Source organism: Vibrio sp. LQ2 (genome assembly GCF_023920125.1).
GTDB lineage: Bacteria > Pseudomonadota > Gammaproteobacteria > Enterobacterales > Vibrionaceae > Vibrio > Vibrio fluvialis.
Genome location: NZ_CP085308.1, coordinates 3,776,552 through 3,795,424 on the forward strand (window position 1 = coordinate 3,776,552; position 18,873 = coordinate 3,795,424).

17 protein-coding genes are annotated in these 18,873 nt (G+C 48.6%); 10 read left to right on the forward strand and 7 right to left on the reverse strand.

Translation table 11 applies throughout. The features are described from left to right. Positions 1-8 precede the first annotated feature (8 nt). The 8 genes from secD to LGV68_RS17565 all read left to right on the forward strand — a co-directional run bounded on the left by secD (position 9) and on the right by LGV68_RS17565 (position 10,182). Positions 9-1,844, forward strand: coding sequence for a protein translocase subunit SecD (gene secD / locus LGV68_RS17530; RefSeq protein WP_222725954.1), 1,836 nt, complete (start codon positions 9-11; stop codon positions 1,842-1,844). Between the two features lie 3 nt (positions 1,845-1,847). After that, positions 1,848-2,750, forward strand: a complete 903-nt coding sequence (gene secF, locus LGV68_RS17535) for a protein translocase subunit SecF (protein ID WP_020433131.1) — start codon at positions 1,848-1,850, stop codon at positions 2,748-2,750. Positions 2,751-3,444: 694 nt separating this feature from the next. Then, positions 3,445-4,185: an SDR family oxidoreductase gene (locus LGV68_RS17540; protein ID WP_024375584.1), complete on the forward strand. Its 741-nt coding sequence runs from the start codon at positions 3,445-3,447 to the stop codon at positions 4,183-4,185. Positions 4,186-4,197: 12 nt separating this feature from the next. Next, on the forward strand, positions 4,198-5,403 hold the full coding sequence (locus tag LGV68_RS17545; RefSeq protein ID WP_020433128.1) for an acetyl-CoA C-acetyltransferase: 1,206 nt from the start codon (positions 4,198-4,200) through the stop codon (positions 5,401-5,403). Between the two features lie 41 nt (positions 5,404-5,444). Beyond that, the gene (locus LGV68_RS17550; RefSeq protein WP_020332434.1) at positions 5,445-5,792 is read left to right on the forward strand and encodes a phasin family protein; all 348 of its coding nucleotides are present in this window, start codon (positions 5,445-5,447) and stop codon (positions 5,790-5,792) included. A gap of 56 nt (positions 5,793-5,848) precedes the next feature. After that, complete coding sequence (gene phaC / locus LGV68_RS17555) at positions 5,849-7,627, forward strand: class I poly(R)-hydroxyalkanoic acid synthase (RefSeq protein ID WP_024375583.1); 1,779 nt, start codon at positions 5,849-5,851, stop codon at positions 7,625-7,627. A 203-nt stretch (positions 7,628-7,830) separates the two neighbouring features. Further along, complete coding sequence (locus LGV68_RS17560) at positions 7,831-8,448, forward strand: outer membrane beta-barrel protein (RefSeq protein WP_020332432.1); 618 nt, start codon at positions 7,831-7,833, stop codon at positions 8,446-8,448. Positions 8,449-8,520: 72 nt separating this feature from the next. Then, positions 8,521-10,182: an ABC transporter substrate-binding protein gene (locus LGV68_RS17565; protein WP_252535748.1), complete on the forward strand. Its 1,662-nt coding sequence runs from the start codon at positions 8,521-8,523 to the stop codon at positions 10,180-10,182. A gap of 54 nt (positions 10,183-10,236) precedes the next feature. Here the strand turns inward: LGV68_RS17565 and LGV68_RS17570 are convergent, their stop codons facing one another. The 6 genes from LGV68_RS17570 to napF all read right to left on the reverse strand — a co-directional run bounded on the left by LGV68_RS17570 (position 10,237) and on the right by napF (position 14,813). Then, on the reverse strand, positions 10,237-10,371 hold the full coding sequence (locus LGV68_RS17570; protein ID WP_020332430.1) for a TIGR02808 family protein: 135 nt from the start codon (positions 10,369-10,371) through the stop codon (positions 10,237-10,239). Between the two features lie 12 nt (positions 10,372-10,383). Then, entirely contained in the window at positions 10,384-10,959 is a 576-nt protein-coding gene (locus LGV68_RS17575; protein WP_020332428.1) for a NapC/NirT family cytochrome c, read from the reverse strand. A 31-nt stretch (positions 10,960-10,990) separates the two neighbouring features. Next, a complete protein-coding gene (locus tag LGV68_RS17580) occupies positions 10,991-11,446 on the reverse strand; it encodes a nitrate reductase cytochrome c-type subunit (RefSeq protein WP_020433122.1) in 456 nt (151 codons plus the stop codon). A 77-nt stretch (positions 11,447-11,523) separates the two neighbouring features. After that, on the reverse strand, positions 11,524-14,013 hold the full coding sequence (gene napA, locus LGV68_RS17585) for a periplasmic nitrate reductase subunit alpha (RefSeq protein ID WP_020433120.1): 2,490 nt from the start codon (positions 14,011-14,013) through the stop codon (positions 11,524-11,526). Continuing rightward, complete coding sequence (locus tag LGV68_RS17590; RefSeq protein ID WP_252535749.1) at positions 14,010-14,315, reverse strand: chaperone NapD; 306 nt, start codon at positions 14,313-14,315, stop codon at positions 14,010-14,012. Before LGV68_RS17590 ends, napA begins: the two co-directional genes overlap by 4 nt. 15 nt (positions 14,316-14,330) lie before the next feature. Further along, positions 14,331-14,813 carry a ferredoxin-type protein NapF gene (napF, locus tag LGV68_RS17595; RefSeq protein WP_020433118.1) on the reverse strand — a complete coding sequence of 161 codons (483 nt, stop codon included), beginning with the start codon at positions 14,811-14,813 and terminating at the stop codon, positions 14,331-14,333. Between the two features lie 255 nt (positions 14,814-15,068). Between napF and narQ the strand changes: the two genes are divergently transcribed. After that, entirely contained in the window at positions 15,069-16,793 is a 1,725-nt protein-coding gene (gene narQ / locus LGV68_RS17600; protein WP_032081938.1) for a nitrate/nitrite two-component system sensor histidine kinase NarQ, read from the forward strand. Next, positions 16,780-17,412 (forward strand): response regulator, encoded by a 633-nt coding sequence (locus LGV68_RS17605; RefSeq protein ID WP_024375531.1) that lies wholly within the window; start codon positions 16,780-16,782, stop codon positions 17,410-17,412. The genes narQ and LGV68_RS17605 overlap by 14 nt, the downstream gene beginning before the upstream one ends. 61 nt (positions 17,413-17,473) lie before the next feature. Here the strand turns inward: LGV68_RS17605 and dcuC are convergent, their stop codons facing one another. Beyond that, on the reverse strand, positions 17,474-18,841 hold the full coding sequence (gene dcuC / locus LGV68_RS17610; protein ID WP_020332420.1) for an anaerobic C4-dicarboxylate transporter DcuC: 1,368 nt from the start codon (positions 18,839-18,841) through the stop codon (positions 17,474-17,476). Positions 18,842-18,873: the final 32 nt, after the last annotated feature.

Genomic DNA, 18,873 nt, shown 5'->3' on the forward strand with positions numbered 1-18,873 from the left:
GGATATTTATGAAGAAAAGTAAATCAAAAGCACCGTCGCGAGTGCTTAACCACTATTCGACCTGGAAATATGTGGTCCTCGTGGTAACGGTAGTGGTACTGGCCTTAAGCGCAATTCCGACCTGGTATGGCGAGCAGCCATCCATTCAAATTCAATCCTCTGATCCGAGTGGTCAGCTGGCAAACGTGGTATCTGTCAATCGCTATCTGAAGCAGCAAGGAGTGGATGCGCAGGAAATCACGCAACAGAAAAATCAAATCGTCTTAGTCTTTGGCAATGAAACCGATCAGACGCATGCTCGTGAGGCGCTTGATAAGTTGGTCAAAGAGGGGGACAGCATTACCTATTCTTACGTGTCGGTGGCGCCCAAATGGTACGGCAAACTGGGTTTTAGCCCAATCAAGCTGGGTCTGGACTTGCGAGGTGGTGTTCAGTTCCTGCTTAACGTGGATGTCGACAAAGCATTTCAGGAACAGCGCGACACCATGGTAGACGAACTGAAAGATATGTTACGCAGCGAGCATCTGCGTGGTGTGCGCCTTGCACAGCAAGGCGTTGATGGATTCAGTGTCGATACAAAATCTGGTGAGGCACTCAATAAGGTCTCGAGCTACCTGAAGCAAAACTACTCAGGATGGGACGTTAAACGCGGCTCCGACAGCCTGACCGTGACGCCAACTAAACAGAATAAGCTGGATTTCCAGTCAGCGACACTGCAACAAAACCTCAAGATCATGCGCGATCGTATTGAAGAACTAGGCATTACCGAAGCGCTGGTCCAGCGTCAGGGTGAGCACAGTATCCGCATTGAATTACCAGGTGTTCAAGACCCATCACAAGCGAAAAAAGTGATTGGTGCAACCGCGAGCTTGGCATTCTACGAAGCGAAAAGCGGTTCAGAAGCGGTGTCGGGTGATGATCTGGTGCTGAAAGACAACAACGGCAGAACCGTTATGTTGAGCAAACGTCCGGTACTGACTGGCGATCATATTGTCAATGCCCGTGCGGGTATCGATAAAATGGGCTTCTCCGAAGTGAACATTTCGCTTGATCATGCAGGCGGAAAAATCATGAGTGACTTTTCCGGCAAGCACATCGGCAAACCAATGGCGACGGTCTATCGCGAATACAAAACCAATGCCCGTGGCGAAACGGAACGCAGTGAACGCGTGATCAGTGTCGCGACCATTCAGTCCCAGCTTGGTAGCCAGTTCCGTATCACGGGAGCCGGATCTACTGAGGAAGCGCAGCAACTGGCTCTGCTGCTGCGTGCAGGTTCATTGACTGCCCCTGTTACGATTGTGGAAGAGCGCACTATCGGCGCATCTCTGGGTGCAGAAAACATTGAAAACGGTTTCTCGGCGCTGGCGCTGGGTATGGCAATGACGTTGACGTTCATGGCCCTGTGGTATCGCCGTCTGGGCTGGGTTGCAAACGTCGCTCTGATCGCCAACATGATCTGTTTACTGGGTTTGATCGCACTATTGCCTGGTGCGGTGCTGACGCTGCCGGGTATTGCTGGTCTGGTATTGACGGTCGGTATGGCGGTAGATACCAACGTACTGATTTTTGAAAGGATTAAAGACAAACTTGCGGAAGGGCGCAGTTTCGCGCAGGCCATTGATTTGGGCTTTAGCAGCGCGTTCAGTACCATTCTTGATGCCAACATCACCACAATGATCACTGCACTGATTCTCTATTCAATTGGTAACGGACCTATTCAGGGTTTTGCGTTGACTTTAGGACTGGGTCTGTTGACCAGTATGTTTACCGGCGTATTCGCTTCACGTGCATTGATTAACTTGGTTTGGGGACGCGACAACCGTCGTGATGTAAGGGTTTAAATCATGATTGAATTTCTGAAATCTCGCATTCGTAAAATCCGCTACATCACCAGCTTTGTTTCGATCGCGCTGATGGTGATTTCATTGGCAGCGTTTGCCGTTCGTGGCCTGAATATGGGCCTCGATTTTACCGGTGGTATGGTGACTGAAGCGATGGTCAACAGTTCGGTAACGAATCACCAACTGCTGGATGTTTTGAAGCCAGTGTTGGGTGATTCAACTTCTGTGACTCAGTCTGGAGAAGATGGCCGCTGGGTGATTCGCTATCCTCTGGCGGCAGAAGGACAGGAAACGCCGAACGTTGATCAACTGTTGCACAAAGTATCGAGCAACGTTGAGATCATCAGCAACAGCATGGTTGGTTCACAGGTCGGTGAGGACTTGGTTGACCAAGGTGGTTTAGCGCTCTTGGTGTGCATGCTGTGTATTCTTGGTTATCTCTGTTTCCGTTTTGAATGGCGTTTAGCGAGTGGAGCATTGCTGGCACTGGTGCACGATGTTGTATTGGTCTTGGGCTTTTTCGCATTAACCCAAATGGAGTTCAATCTGACGGTATTTGCCGCCGTGTTGGCGATTCTGGGTTACTCGCTCAATGATTCGATCATCATTGCGGACCGCATTCGTGAGTTGCTGGTAGCGAAACAGAAAACGCCAACTCCTGATATTAATGATCAAGCGGTTATCGCGACATTCTCACGTACCATGGTGACGTCAGGGACCACGTTGATCACTGTTGCCGCGCTATGGTTAATGGGTGGTGCTCCTTTGGAGGGCTTTGCCACTGCGATGTTTATCGGGATTATCTCCGGTACTTGGTCATCCATTTCGATTGGTACTGTTTTGCCAGAATGGCTAAAGCTTCAACCAAAACATTATTTACCTGTTGAAGTTGATTTAGCACCATAAGATATTGTTTTATCGGGCCGACTTATGTCGGCCTTTTTTTTGTTGGAGATGCTGACTGGTATAAGGTCAGACCTCAAAACTGACTGTGTTATATTTACTTCTGACTGTTTTATCGATTTATAACTATCTATCTAATTTCCAATTATTATAAATATCGGCGTCATTTCATGGATGATAATCATCATTAATTAAATGCTAATTAATTCTATTTGGAATATTTCTTCACCATTCTTGTGCGAAAGTCTTATTGCAATCACCATGAAAGTGCAATTTATTTGTAATGTTTTGGTGCAGATGAACCAAAATGAGCAGTAGGTGCTTGATGATAATTCACTGATTAATAGGTATATTTACCATATTGTGTGTAACACAAATATAAAAACAAAAACCTTTTAAATCAGTTTGTTATAAAAATTAGTGCAAAAAATCCAGAAATAAAACTCCGTTAAATCAACAACCTGTATTTTGTTAACATTTATTCTACATTTCACCTGCATTGAGAACTAAATCAAATTTATTAGAAAACACTAAACTTTAATTTGAATTGTCACAATCACCCATTAATTTAAATAAGTAGCGACAGACAAATTATTCTTTGCAAAGAAATATAAACGTCCGTTGATGCTATATATGTAGTTGGCATCAAGTTAACAATGATTTGTAACCTACAAGTTGTTTTTGAATGGAGTCATCAATGAAAAAAGTCGCTTTGATCACGGGATCAAAAGGTGGAATCGGTTCGGCTATTTCTTCGAAATTAGTGGAAGACGGTTATCGTGTAATTGCAACCTATTACACAGGAAATTATCAGTGTGCTTTGGACTGGTTCAACGAGAAACACTTCACCGAAGAGCAGGTTCGCCTATTCGAACTCGATGTGACGGACACTCAGGAATGTGCAGAACGTTTGAGTGTACTGCTTGAAGAAGAAGGCACTATCGACGTTGTGGTCAACAATGCCGGAATCACCCGTGACGGCGTATTTAAAAAAATGACGGCGGCTTCATGGAAGGAAGTCATCGATACCAATCTAAACAGCTTGTTTAACGTCACTCAGCCTCTCTTCGCCGCCATGTGTGAGAAGGGGAATGGCCGTGTCATCAACATCTCATCCGTGAACGGCCTGAAAGGCCAGTTCGGTCAAACCAACTATTCTGCGGCAAAAGCCGGCATGATCGGTTTTTCCAAAGCGCTGGCCGCAGAAGGTGCGCGCAGTGGTGTAACGGTCAATGTTATTGCCCCGGGTTACACAGCCACACCGATGGTAGAGCAAATGCGTCCAGAAGTGTTGGAATCCATTGTTCAAACGATCCCAATGCAACGCCTGGCTAAACCAGAAGAAATTGCTTCAGCAGTGAGTTTTCTTGCAAGCGAAGCAGGTGCTTATATCACTGGTGAAACGCTGTCGGTCAACGGCGGCTTGTACATGCGTTAAGGGAGCGATGAGATGGAAAAAGTATTTATTGTTGCAGCGAAACGTAGCCCAATCGGCGCCTTTGGCGGATCACTAAAAAATGTATCAGCGGGTAAGCTCGCCGCTGATGTGATTAAGGGTGCGCTGCAGGCTGGTAATGTCGATGCCAATCAAATTGATGAAGTGATCATGGGTAACGTGATCAGCGCGGGTCAGGGTATGGGTGTTGGCCGTCAGGCTGCCATCTATGCTGGCATTCCGGAAGAAGTGCCAGCCTATGGCGTCAATATGGTGTGTGGTAGCGGCATGAAAACGGTGATGGATGCCGTGGCACATATTCGTGCGGGTGACGTCTCCGTTGCTATTGCTGCCGGTGTTGAGGTGATGTCTCAAATTCCGTTCGCTACACCAAGCACACTGCGAGATGGCAACAAAATGGGCGGATTCGAGATGAAAGATCTGCTCATCAATGATGGTTTGACTGACGTGTTCAACCAATACCACATGGGTGTCACGGCAGAGAATATTGCCAAGCAGTTTGAGATTTCTCGCGAAGCGCAGGACGCCTTTGCTCTGGATAGCCAGTTAAAAGCGGTGGCGGCGATTGAAGCGGGCAAGTTTAACGATGAAATCGTGCCAATTTCAGTGCAGCAACGCCGTGAGACTGTGACATTTGCCATCGATGAATATCCGAAAGCCGAGGCGACTCTGGCGGGCTTGCAAGGCCTGCGCCCAGCGTTCGACAAAGAAGGCTCGGTCACGGCAGGTAACGCATCCGGTATCAATGATGGTGCCAGTGTCATCATCGTTGCATCACAATCTGCGGTTGATGAATACGGCCTGGAGCCTCTGGCAGAAATTCTGGGTTACGCCCAAACAGGTATTGACCCACGCGTTATGGGTTTAGGGCCGGTAAGTGCAGTGACCCAAGCGCTGGAAAAAGCAGAGCTTTCTATCGAACAAATTGACCTGTTCGAACTGAATGAAGCGTTTGCAGCGCAGGCGCTGGGTGTCATCCACGGCCTGTCAGCGGAACATCATGTTTCAACCGAATCCATTTTAGCCAAGTCGAATGTCAATGGCGGTGCCATCGCTTTGGGACATCCGCTAGGCGCTTCGGGTAACCGCATTCTGGTTACTCTGGTTCACGAATTAAAACGTCGTGGTGAGAATTACGGTGTCGCATCACTTTGCGTAGGTGGTGGTATGGGTACCGCAGTGGTCATCAAAGCGTTGTAATAACGGTTCAGATATTTATTTCAATCACTAGGAGATACGTCATGTACACGGATTTTTTCAAAACTTTCACTGACCAAACTGAAAAAACACTCGAACCATATGTGAAATTCAACAAACTGGTTGCGAAAAATGTTGAAGTACTTACTGAGCTGCAACTGAGCTCAATCCGTACTTACAGTGAAATGGGCCTGGCGCAAATGAAAGCTGCCAGCGAAGTGAAAGACACAGCTACGCTTACCGCATTCAGCTCTCAGCAAATGGGCGTGCTGACTAAACTGTCTCAACAAATGATGGATGACAGCAACAAGCTGCAATCTATTGCTAAAGAGTTCAAAGAAGACATCGACAAACTTGCTTCAGAAAACCTTAAGTCAGTGACTCCTGCTTAACACTGCAATTCTGCGCCGCCTCAGGGCGGCGCTTTTTCTGTTTAAGGAGTAAGTCTATGTTTCAACATGTCTTTACCGACTATCTTGTGAAGCTGCAAGAAGCCAACCACCAGTGGTGGCAAGACTTCGAAGTCAACAAGGCAGCGGTCAATACCCCCCTGAATAAGGCGCTACAAGAAGTGAACTGGGACGACTCAGTCCAGTTCCTTGAAAAGGCGGCTAATCAGCCTGCCGCTCTTTTGCAGTTGCAAACCGAGTGGTGGGAACAACAACTGAAAATCTGGCAAACGGTGGTGCTGGAAGGCAAAAAAGAGTCGGTGGTCGAAAGCGAACACGGTGATAAACGTTTCGCTGGTGAGTCATGGCAATCCGACCCGTTTTTCAGCTTCATCAAACAATCCTACCTGCTTTACAGCAAAACCTATCTGGACACCATTAACTCGATTGAGGGTTTGGATGAGAAAGCCAAAGAACGCATTCTGTTCTTTTCGCGCCAAGCTATTAATGCGCTATCACCAAGCAACTTCATTGCAACTAACCCAGAGCTGCTGAAACTGACTGTTGAACAAAACGGTGAGAATCTGCTTAAGGGACTGGAACTGCTGAAAGAAGATGTGGAGTCGAGCGCGGAAATCCTGAAAATTCGCATGACCAACAACAACGCGTTCCGCCTGGGTGAAGACGTGGCGAATACGGCAGGCGAAGTGGTGTTCAAAAATGATCTGTTTGAACTGATTCAGTACAAACCACTGACGGAAACCGTTCACTCTACACCGCTGTTGATTGTTCCGCCGTTCATCAACAAATACTACATTCTCGATTTGCGTGAAAAGAACTCACTGGTACGTTGGCTGGTTGAGCAGGGACATACGGTATTTATGATGTCCTGGCGTAACCCGGGCAAAGCTCAGGCTGCAGTCAACTTCGAAGACTATGTGCTGGAAGGCGTTGTTAAAGCGGTAACGGCGATTGAGTCAATTACGGGCCAGGAACAGATCAATGCGGCAGGCTACTGCATTGGCGGCACCGTTCTGGCAACGACGATTGCTTACTACGCTGCGAAGCGCATGAAAAAACGCATCAAGTCAGCCAGTTTCTTTACGACGCTACTGGACTTTTCACAGCCAGGTGAAGTGGGTGCCTATATCAATGACACCATTATCAGCGCGATTGAAATGCAGAATAACGCCAAAGGCTATATGGATGGTCGCTCGTTGAGCGTGACATTCAGTTTACTGCGTGAAAATAGCCTCTACTGGAACTATTACGTTGATAACTACCTGAAAGGCAGCAGCCCGGTTGACTTCGATCTGCTGTACTGGAACAGTGACAGTACCAACGTTGCTGCTTCAACGCACAACTTCTTGCTGCGCGAACTGTATCTGGACAACAAACTCGTTCAGGACAAAGGCGTGAAAGTCGGTGGTGTGTGGATCGATCTGGATAAGATCAAAATCCCGAGCTACTTCATCTCGACCAAAGAAGACCACATTGCTTTGTGGCAAGGGACTTATCGCGGTGCTCTGAAGACCGGTGGCAATAAAGTGTTTGTGTTGGGTGAATCGGGCCACATTGCGGGTATCGTCAATCATCCGGACAAAAACAAATATGGCTTCTGGACCAATGATACGTTGGAAGATTCTGCCGAAGAATGGTTGGAAAGTGCGCAGCGCACAGATGGTTCTTGGTGGAAGCATTGGAACGAGTGGCTTACCGCGTTCAGCGCCAAAGAGCAGGTGGCGCCGTACGCCATTGGTAACGATGAATATCCGGTGATTGATGTTGCACCGGGGCAATACGTGAAACAGGTTCTGCCGATCCCCGATTCGGAATAGTTGACCTTTATCAGCGCCATTGAATCCCCCTCATGGCGCTTTTTTCATTCGAGTAAATCAAGCAATAATCTCCCTAATTGTTTCCTGTTTTAAGGTAATTCGTTAGTGCATGATCCGCGTGGTTATCGTCGTGGCAGGGAACGCACTGGGACTCAGGGTTTGAGCAAGATAACCGTGTTGTTTATTCACCTGAGAATCCATTTATGTCTAAAAATTTACTTCTGCTTGCCACTGCGGCAAGTCTCTTTTCTCTCTCTGCTCAAGCCGAGTGGTATGTGGGTGGTGCGTTGGGTCAGGCTCGTTTTGATGACGCCAGCGTAAGTGGCAAGGTGATGGGGTACTCAACGACTCAAGACCTGTCTCTGGAAGATGATAAATCTACGACGGCCTCAATTTTTGGTGGCTATCAGTTCAACCGCTATATCGCGCTGGAAGGCACCATTACCGGGATTGATGCGCTCGATGGCTCTGTGGTGACGGTTGGCGATATGAGCTACATTGCGCTTCAGCCAAAATTCTCCCTTCCAGTGACTGACCAAGTGAGCCTTTTTGCCAAAGCTGGTTTGGCCTACTTCAATGCCGAAATCAAAGTCAGCAACTCCGTTGCCGGGTATTCAGGTTACAGTACATTTTCAGATTCAGACGTAACGGGGATTTTGGGATTGGGTGTTGAAGTAGCTGCGACGGACAACTGGCACATTCGCGCGTCATGGGATTATTTGAGACCGGAACTGGATGTCGTCAACGTGGGTTACGCGAGTGCAACGGTTGAAACGGATATCAATGTTTTCTCCCTCGGGGTCAGCTATCATTTCCATTAATTGTTAAACCAATGCCCGTTAAGGGCATTGGTTGTTTCTGCCCTAAGCTAAATGAACACTCAAACGACGACGATGAATGACACGTACCTAAGAAGACTGAATCAACTGCTACAACATTATCCGACCGGTGCTGTTCATTCCGTCAGTATTGATAAGCTGGAGGAGGTGCTTGCCACCTCACGCAGAAATACCTCGTTGATCCTCAAGCATCTGGCGGATATCGGTTGGGTAACGTGGAAACCAGCGGTGGGTCGCAGCAAAGCCAGTCAATTAGTGGTGTTGGTGTCTTTTTCTGGTGCGTTGCTTGAAGTGATCATTCAGGAGCTGAGCAAAGGCCGCTTTACGTTGATCACGCGGTTGTTGGAACTCCATGGTGACGACACGGTGCTGGCGCTTGCCTCGGCGACCTTGAAGCAGAATCAGTGGAACGAATCAAACAATCATTTGCTCATCACCCGATATCCTGCAGTCGATACCTTGGATCCGTTGAAGACGTTGCGTCTGGCTGAGCTTCAGGTGATTAAAAGTGTCTATGACACGCTGTTGAAGCAAGATGTGATGGGCAACCTGATTCCCGCATTAGCGCACTTTTGGAAACAGGAGGAGTGCCGGTTAATTCTATGGTTGCGACCGGATGTCGTTGCTCATAATGGTCAAAAACTGGTGGCTGAAGATGTCGTATGGAGCCTGCAGCGGCTAAAGAATACGTCTGGACCTGTGCAGCATCTGTTCGAAAGCATGGTGGCGGTGAATGCGGAATCTGACCACAGAATCGTCATTGAGTTGAATGCGCCGAATGCCTTCTTTCCTTATGCTCTTGCGATGTCCAACAGCGCGATTTTATGTCGACCGCAGCGGAATGGCGTGAATCTACGTAAATGCGTGGGGACAGGGCCGTTTAGTGTCGGAAGTTGGGACGATGAAAAACTGACACTCATTCGCCATCAACATTACTACTCAAGCAAAGCACTGATTGAGCAAATCACACTGTCGCACAGCGATGAACAGGTGGTTCGTGCGATGAGTTTTAACCAGAAAAATGGGGCAACCGAAAGCTCGGTCATCAGCGCGTTGTCCTACCTGACATTTAATCCTCGAAGCAAATGCGGCGTGGATGCAGATACACTGACGCAGCTGTATACCTATCTGGCTCGAGAAAAGTATCAGTTTGATGCCGACAATTGTGTCGAAAATTTGGCCTGTGATAGCCGTGGTGCCGCGGGCCATCACAATGCAGTAGCCTGCGTAGCGCCAACCCTGAAAGGCAACATCGTTTTGGCAGAACCGATCTGGACGATACCGTACCTTCAAACGGTGGCGGATTGGCTACACGATGCTATTCGTCGCACCGGATTGGAACTGGAAGTGATTGAGCTACAAGCGATAAGCGAACCGCACAGCGTTGCTCATCTGGCGGATATGATGTTGATTGAAGAAGTAGTGGAGCAACCGAAGCACTACGGATTATATGAGTGGTTATTGGTGTCGACGGGGCTGCGTTTTACGTTTACTGAAGCGGAAATGGCGCAGCACAAGCAAGCTCTCGCGCAGGCTGTGAGTGATCCCGAGCCCTATTGCCGATTACAGCAACTGGAACAACAGCTTTATGAACAACGGCGCTGTTTGCCACTGTTTGTCGGACGAGAGGAAGTGACGTGTACCCAGCAAGTGCAGGGCATACAGGTTAATAGCACTGGTTACAGTGATTTTTATAAACTCTGGATTGGCGATTAATAAGAAACAAAAAAACCGGTGAAACGTCACCGGTTTTTTTATGGTTTCAGTTCATTACAACTGTTTGTCTTTGGTCAGCGACAGTAGCCAGATACAGAATACTGCGACAGCAAGAAATCCACTCAGGATAATGACTGGCATCGCGCTGTAACCCAGAATGTGCCAGATAACCGATTCAAGTGTACTCATCGTGTGCGCTCCTTATTCCCAGCCTTCAACGCCGTGCATGTCCGGCAAGTTGTGTGCGATACCTTTGTGGCAGTCTACACAGGTTTTCTCGCCAGATGCCAGTGCTGTTGAATGTTGATTGCGGCTACGTTCACTTTGTTCAGAGAAGTCCATGTATTCAAACTGGTGACAGTTACGACATTCCAGCGAGTCGTTCTTCTTCAACCGCGCCCATTCCCGTTCTGCCAGATGAGACCGGCGAGCCTGGAATTTTTCTGGCGTGTCTATGTTCCCCATAAAGTGGGCAAACAACTCTTTCGAAGCCTGAACTTTACGCACGATTTTGTCTGTCCATTCATGTGGCACGTGACAATCAGAACAGATAGCACGTACGCCTGAGCGGTTTGAGTAGTGGATGGTTTCCTGAATTTCAGCGACGATAGGCGCGTGACAGCCAGAACAGAATTCTTCTGAGTTCGTGGCTTCCATGCCGGTGTTGAATGCGCCCCAGAACAGAAGACCACCAGCAAAACCCATGAACAACACCACACCAACGGCAGCTTTGCTCGGGCTTGTCAGTCTCTTCCAAAACGCTTTTAGTAGTTTCATAAATCGCCTCTTAATTTAATGCGGTGCCTGATTAGCGAAGCGAATCAACGCGTTCAAACTCGTTCTTAACCAGAGGTTTTGCCTCTGCCTGAGGAACGTGACATTGCAGACAGAAGTAACGGCGTGGCGACACATCGGCCAGTACAGCGTCTTCGCGGTTGATGAAGTGGGTTACGCTGATTTTAGTCGCGCCCATTTCTTTCGCGTTTTTCCAACTGTGGCAAGACAGACACTTGTTGGCGTTCAGAGAAACTTCGTAGTTGCGAATATTGTGTGGGATCAGTGGTGGCTGATACACGTAATCGCTATCCAATGCTTGCTCGCGAGGGTACTTTTTCATTTCATCCGCTGGGCGAGTTGACTCAATCAGCGTTGCGCCGCGCAGCGATTCCACGCCACCGACACCGCCCGGGTTATCGAGTTCAGCTTGTGCAACCCCGGTGATGAGTGCACTTACAGACAACAGTGCAATAAGTAATTTTTTCATCGTACATTCTCCGCCTAATGGCTCAATTCCTGACTGGGGCAGCAGCAAACCGCTGCCCCGAACATTCTGTTAACGGCTTACGCCACTTTGGTGATCTTGACCGGACATTTCTTAAAGTCGGTTTGTTTCGACAGTGGGTCGGTCGCATCAAGAATCAGTTTGTTAATCAGAATGCGCGCGTCAAAGAACGGCACAAACACCAGACCTTTTGGCGGCTTGTTACGGCCACGAGTTTCTACTCGGGCACGCACTTCGCCACGTTTATTGGCAATGACCACTTCATCGCCACGGCGCAGACCGCGAGCCTGAGCGTCATCGTGATGCATGAAGCAAACCGCATCCGGGAACGCTTTGTACAGCTCAGGAACACGACGGGTCATGGTGCCAGTGTGCCAGTGTTCCAGCACACGGCCGGTACAGAGCCACAGATCGTACTCTTCATTCGGCACTTCTGGTGGCGCTTCGTATGGCGCAGAGATGATCCATGCTTTGCCATCAGGTTTACCGTAGAAATCCCAGCCACTGCCTTTTTTCGCATAAGGGTCAGAGCCTTCTTTGAAGCGCCACTGGGTCTCTTTACCATCAACCACTGGCCAGCGCAGGCCACGCACTTTATGGTACACATCGTATGGGGCTAAGTCGTGACCATGGCCGCGGCCAAAGCTTGCGTACTCTTCGAACAGACCTTTCTGTACGTAGTAACCGAAGTGGTGCGCGTCGTCGTTTAGTTCACGAGCTTCCGCGATAGGGAACTGGTCAACCTGACCGTTGCGGAACAGCATGTCGTACATGGTTTTGCCGCGGTACTCAGGCGCTTTCGCCAGTAGCTCTTCCGGCCAAACGTCTTCCATTTTGAAGCGTTTGGAGAATTCCATGACCTGCCATAAATCCGATTTCGCATCACCCACGGTTTTCACCTGTTGGTACCAAGCCTGAGTGCGACGTTCAGCGTTACCATAAGCACCTTCTTTCTCTACCCACATAGCGGTTGGCAGAATCAGGTCAGCGGCTTGCGCAGTCACGGTTGGGTATGGATCGGAAACCACGATAAAGTTCTCAGGATTACGGTAACCCGGTAGACGCTCTTCGTTAATGTTCGGGCCTGCTTGCATGTTGTTGTTACATTGCACCCAGTAACAGTTCAATACGCTGTCTTTCAACATACGGTCTTGCAGAACCGCGTGGAAGCCCGGTTTTGGTGGAATGGTGCCTTCTGGCAGTTTCCAGATTTTCTCAGCGATCTGGCGGTGTTTCGGGTTGGCAACCACCATGTCCGCAGGCAGACGGTGTGCAAATGTACCGACTTCACGCGCAGTACCACATGCAGATGGTTGGCCTGTCAGCGAGAACGGGCTGTTGCCCGGAGTCGCGATCTTACCCGTCAGCAGGTGCAGGTTGTAGACCAGGCTTTGCATCCACACGCCACGGGTGTGTTGGTTCATACCCATGGTCCAAAGGGACATCACTTTGGTGTTTGGATCGGCATACTGTTTCGCCAGCGTGATCAGTTTCTCAACGCTCACGCCGGACATTTCAGACGCTTTTTCAGCCGTATATTCCGCGACAGATTTTTTGTACTCTTCAAACGAGATGTTGGTCATTTCGCCGGAGTTGGCATTCTTTGCCTGCTTTTGCAGCGGGTGGTCATCACGCAGACCGTAACCGATATCGGTCACCGCTTGCTTGAAGTGGGTGTACTTGTTCACGAAGTCCCAGTTCACCGCATCGTTCTGAATGATGTAGTTAGCAATGAAGTTAGCGATCGCCAGGTCAGATTGAGGATGGAAAATGTAACCGTGGTCTGCCAGTTCAAATGAACGGTGGTAGTATGTCGACAGCACGTTCACTTTAACGTGAGGATGGCTTAGGCGGCGGTCAGTGATGCGAGTCCACAGAACCGGGTGCATTTCAGCCATGTTCGAACCCCAAAGCACGAATGCGTCGGCGTTTTCAAAGTCGTCGTAACAGCCCATTGGTTCGTCAATACCAAAAGTACGCATAAAGCCGACAACCGCAGAAGCCATGCAGTGACGCGCATTCGGGTCGATGTTGTTTGAGCGGAAACCCGCCTTCATCATTTTCGCCGCTGCGTAACCTTCCATGACTGTCCACTGGCCAGAACCGAACATACCAACGCTGGTTGGGCCTTTTTTCTTCAGTGAGGCTTTCCATTTTTCCGCCATCACATCAAAGGCCATATCCCATGAAACTGGAGTGAAGTCGCCATCTTTGCTGTATTGACCATCTTTCATACGCAGCAAAGGCTGTGTCAGACGATCCTGGCCGTACATGATTTTCGAGAGGAAGTAGCCTTTGATACAGTTCAGACCTTTGTTTACCGGCGCTTCAGGATCACCTTGAGTTGCCACGACGCGGCCATCCTGCGTACCCACTAAAACGGAACATCCGGTACCACAGAAACGACAAGGAGCTTTGTCCCAGGTAATTTTGGTTTGATCTGAGCTGGCAATCAGGTTAGTTGCGGATGCTGGCAGAGTGATACCTGCTACCGCCGCTGCTGATGCTGCCGCGTTTGCTTTCACAAACGCACGTCTTGTCATTTTCATACTTCACCCTCGAGTTGGGAATGTTGATTTCCAGTGTCTGAATCTAGCTCGTCCAGGTTGGTTTCAATTTGGTGGTACACCAGAACCGCACTCAGGACGTTTGGCAAGTTGTTGATGGCATCGATGGTGTCGGTGACAAACCCCTGGTTCTGAGTTTCAAGCACCACAATGATTTTGCCTTCCGGGCTGTCGCCGTAAATTTCCGCGTTCTCGAACTGCTCGATTTGCGCCTTTACGGTTTCCAGATGTTCCGGAAGAGCGTGAACCACCAAACTTGAAATGTGCACTTCATTGAGTGACATAGTTATCTCTCGTTCTTATTCAATATTGCTCACACTGATGGCTGAAGTGGGGCAGAGCGATACACACGCGCCGCAGCCAGTACATTCATCAAGGTGGATAATTGGCTGTGCAACTTTTCCGGCTTGCAGTTGGAACTGAATTGCCATTGGGTCGCAGGTTTCTCCGCAGCTTCGACACTCGACGTTCTGCTTAGCCAGGCATTGGTCGTTGATGGCGGCTTTGGCCAGCCATGCGGTATTGGTTTGCGGTAAAAAAATCGGTTCTGGGCAAACTTCTGCGCATTGGTAGCAGAAGGTGCATTCATCAATATGAAAATCGACAGTGGGATACCCCCCATCGCCGTTGACGATAATTTTCATTTCACAGGCATCGCGGCAGCGGCCACAACGCGTACAGTCGTCAATAAAGGATTCTGGATTGGCAATCCAAGGTAAACGTACCTTTGATGTGTCGACGGAACGACGTGCAAATAAACGCCGCTTGGAAAGATCTACCACTGAATTCACCCAGCATGCTGAAAGATTATTAATAAAGCGTAGTTCACAATTTCTATTAATAAACTGTCATTTATCCATACACAAATTGTAGTTTTTGCCATATTTGTATAAATACCCCTAAGGGGTTAATTAGGATGGAATATTGTTTTGGATCAATAAATTCGGGCGAGTATGATCACATATTGATACCATTATGAAAAAGCCAGACTAGAGCATGCGAAAGTGCGTTTAAAAAGCGCCGTTGGGGAAGGTGAATTGGGGATAAAAGTTGAGAAGTCGGTGACCAGCACGATTGCGAAATCGATGCTGTTGATTCTATTGCTTTCGATAGCCACCACGGGTTTTGCCATTATCACTCTGGCATCTTCTCTGAACGATGCTGAAGCCGTTAACGTCGCAGGCTCGATGCGGATGCAAAGCTACCGATTAGCACACGATATTCAGAGTAACTCAGTTAACTATGTTGAACATATCGCGGCATTTGAACACTCGTTGTATTCGCCATCGATGAAAGCGCTCCAGAAATGGAATGTACCGTCAGACATTACTCATGATTACTACACGTTAATCGCCCGCTGGCACGAACTGAAACAGGTTCTTCGTAGTGAAGATAACCGCGACTATCTCACGCTGGTCGCGGGGTTTGTCAGCCAGATCGACAGTTTTGTCTTCAAGTTACAACGCTTTTCGGAACAAAAGCTCATCAATCTTGCCTGGGTCGGTGGGCTTGGGTTGGGGGCTGTTTTGTTCATTTCACTGTTTGTTATTCACTACATTCGCAAAGAGGTTGTGCGCCCTCTGCGAGCATTGGTGGTGGCGAGTGAGCAGATTCAGAATCGCGAATTTGATATTGAACTCAGTACCAACAGTCAGAACGAAATGGGCATTCTGACCCGCACGTTTAACGTTATGGCCGGAGAACTGGGCAAGCTATATCGCGGCCTGGAGCAAGCGGTTAACGAAAAAACACGTAAGCTGCAACACGCCAATCAGTCGCTGCAGGTGCTGTATAACTCCTCTCAGGAGCTGACGGCTTCACGCATCAGTCAGGACAATTTTCAGGCTATTTTGAAACATATTGTCAGTATTGAGGGCATCACTGCGGTGCAACTGGAGATCGAAGAAGAGGCAGGCAAAGGTCTGCTGCTTTCTCAAGGCAATATGTGTGGTGAAAATCCGAACCATCAGGCGCTAATGTTGGATGGTATCCAGCTTGGATATTTACACTGGGAAGCGGGTTTACCTTGCCCGGATAAGGCGCTCATCGATAACTTTGTCCAGATTCTATCGCGGGCGGTGTACTACAACCGAGCTCAGAAGAAAGCCGAACAGCTTTTACTGATGGAAGAGCGTGCGACCATCGCACGAGAATTGCATGATTCATTGGCGCAATCGCTCTCTTACCTGAAAATTCAGGTGTCATTGCTGAAACGCGTGATGTCAAAGCTTGAACACAATCAATATTCCGAGAAAACCGATGAGATAATTGTCGATATCGATCAAGGATTGTCCGGCGCTTATACACAGTTACGTGAACTGTTGACCACGTTCCGCCTGACCATCAAAGAGGGTAATTTTGGCCAGGCCTTGGTAGAGATGCTGAACCAGCTCGGAGAACAAACCAGCGCAACGATTGCGCTGAATAATAACCTGTCATCGATGGAGCTGGATGCCCATCAGCAGGTGCACTTGATACAACTGATTCGTGAAGCGACCATCAATGCAATCAAGCATGCAGACGCGACTCGAATCAACATCGAATGTAACGAAAGCGATGGTGACGTCGTAGTGAGTATTGAAGACGATGGCGTCGGCTTTGAACAGAACAATGCCAAGCTGAATCACTACGGAATGAGCATCATGCAAGAAAGGGCAGCAAGATTGAACGGTGATTTGAGCATAGAAACCTCACCGGATACCGGCTGCAAAGTCACACTCAAATATACAAGATCAAAGGATACACATGTTGACGAAATGTAGAGTAATGCTGGTGGATGATCATCCTTTGATGCGCAGAGGAATCAATCAGCTTTTAAGCCTGGAAGATGAATTTGAAGTGGTTGCAGAGGCCAGTAATGGTACTGAAGCCATTGCGTTAGCCCATGAAGTTGAGCCGGACATGATTCTGCTCGACCTTAATATGAAAGGGATGTCCGGTTTGGACACGCTGAAAGCGCTGCGGACCGACGGCTCCAGCGCAACGATTGTGATTCTGACTGTATCAGACAGTGCGGCGGACATTGAGGCGATTGTACGTGCGGGGGCCGACGGTTACCTGCTGAAAGATACGGAGCCGGATCAACTGGTTGAATTGCTCAAAGATGCCGTTCACGGTAATAAAGCTTACAGCGATGTCGTGGCGGCTTATCTGCGCGATCGTCAGGATCAAACCGATGTGTTTGACCTGCTCACAGAGCGTGAAGCGCAGATTCTGGGTGAGGTGGCGAAAGGGTATCGCAACAAACAAATCGCTGACCGCCTGTTTATCTCGGAATCAACCGTGAAAGTACACATGAAGAGCTTACTGAAAAAATTAAGAGTGCCTTCGCGTACAGCTGCAACTGTACTGTTTCTTGAGCGCTATGGCGAACTCAAGTAATCCGATTCAGAAATAAACAAAAAGGGCGCTGAAATCAGCGCCCTTTTTTATAAACAGATTATCAGTTGTACATCGGAACCAGAACCATGGTACCGATAATAACAGTAACTAGGCCTGCCAGTACGGGTACAGAAGTACGTTTTACGACTTCAAACGGGCTGATGTGGCCCATACCAGCTGTGGCAACGACTACGCCTGAAACCGGAGAAATGGTACGGCCCAGATTAGATGCTTGCAGCATTGGAATGATTAGGAATGCTGGGTTGATGCCCATTTTCGCTGCCAGAGACGGTGCCAGTTCAACAAACGCGTAGAAAGGTGCGTTACCAGAACCCGTTGCAATCGCTGCGGCAACCGTCAGGCCAGTCAGGATCAGCATCAGTGCCATACCACCTGCGCCAGCAGTCTCTGCCAGATGCAGCAGGTTATCGATAGCGCCAATCGACATCAGGCCCTGAGCGAATACACCCGCGGCTACCAACAACATCACCACGCCTTTGAATGCCTCAGCCATACCTTCGTAGCAAGATTCTAAGTCTTCCAGTGTTTCTTTCCCTTTGAATCGTTTGGTGACGAAATCTACCAGTGCACCAATAAAAATGGACAGAACGACAATGGTGTAGATATCCAGATACAGACCTTTAATCGTTTCACCGTTGAATAGGAAGACACCGATGATAGGCAGGAAAGGCAGCGCTGCGTAGTAGGCAGGGGCTTTTACTTCAATCGCTGATACATCAACGCGTTCCATCGGTGTGTTGTCTTTCTTATCCAGATATTTGTTCCAGAAAAACGCGGCGACAGCCATCACGATGATCGCACAGATAGAGACTGGCAGAACTGTTTCAACGGCAAAAACGTGCAGCGGCAGGCCGGATTTTTCGGCTGCAATCACGACGTCACCTGACGTTGGCGACAGGATGATTGCTGCTGGCGACGCACACACAGCTACTGCAGCAGGACGAGAGATACCCATTGCTGTCATCATCGGGAACAGGGTTGCCATCAACAGAACGCCAAGGCCGGTAGCTGAGCTCACCGCCAGTGACATCAAACAGGCAACGATATAAGCCGCAACCAACAAAATGTAAGGCGAGTTGATGACTGACAGCGGCTTAGAAAACTGTTTTACCACCACATTGTTGGCACCGATGTGAGTCATATAAGACGCAAAACCACACAACAGCATGATTTGCATACCCAGACCGCCGCCACGGTTTTGCAGCATGTATTTCACGTATTCCAGCGAGTCGGTCACCATGTTACCCGTGGATGTCATTTTTGCAGGCAACACCGAATGGCCAAGTACGCCAGTCAGTAGCAATAGCACAATCCCTGCTGTTAGCAGTACACCCGCTGGTTTATAGCCTTTTACGATGAAGTAACCCACTGCAATCGTAACGACTAAGCCGATTAAGAGCTCGAGCATAGTTGTCTCCAGTTAAATATTTTAAGTTGTCA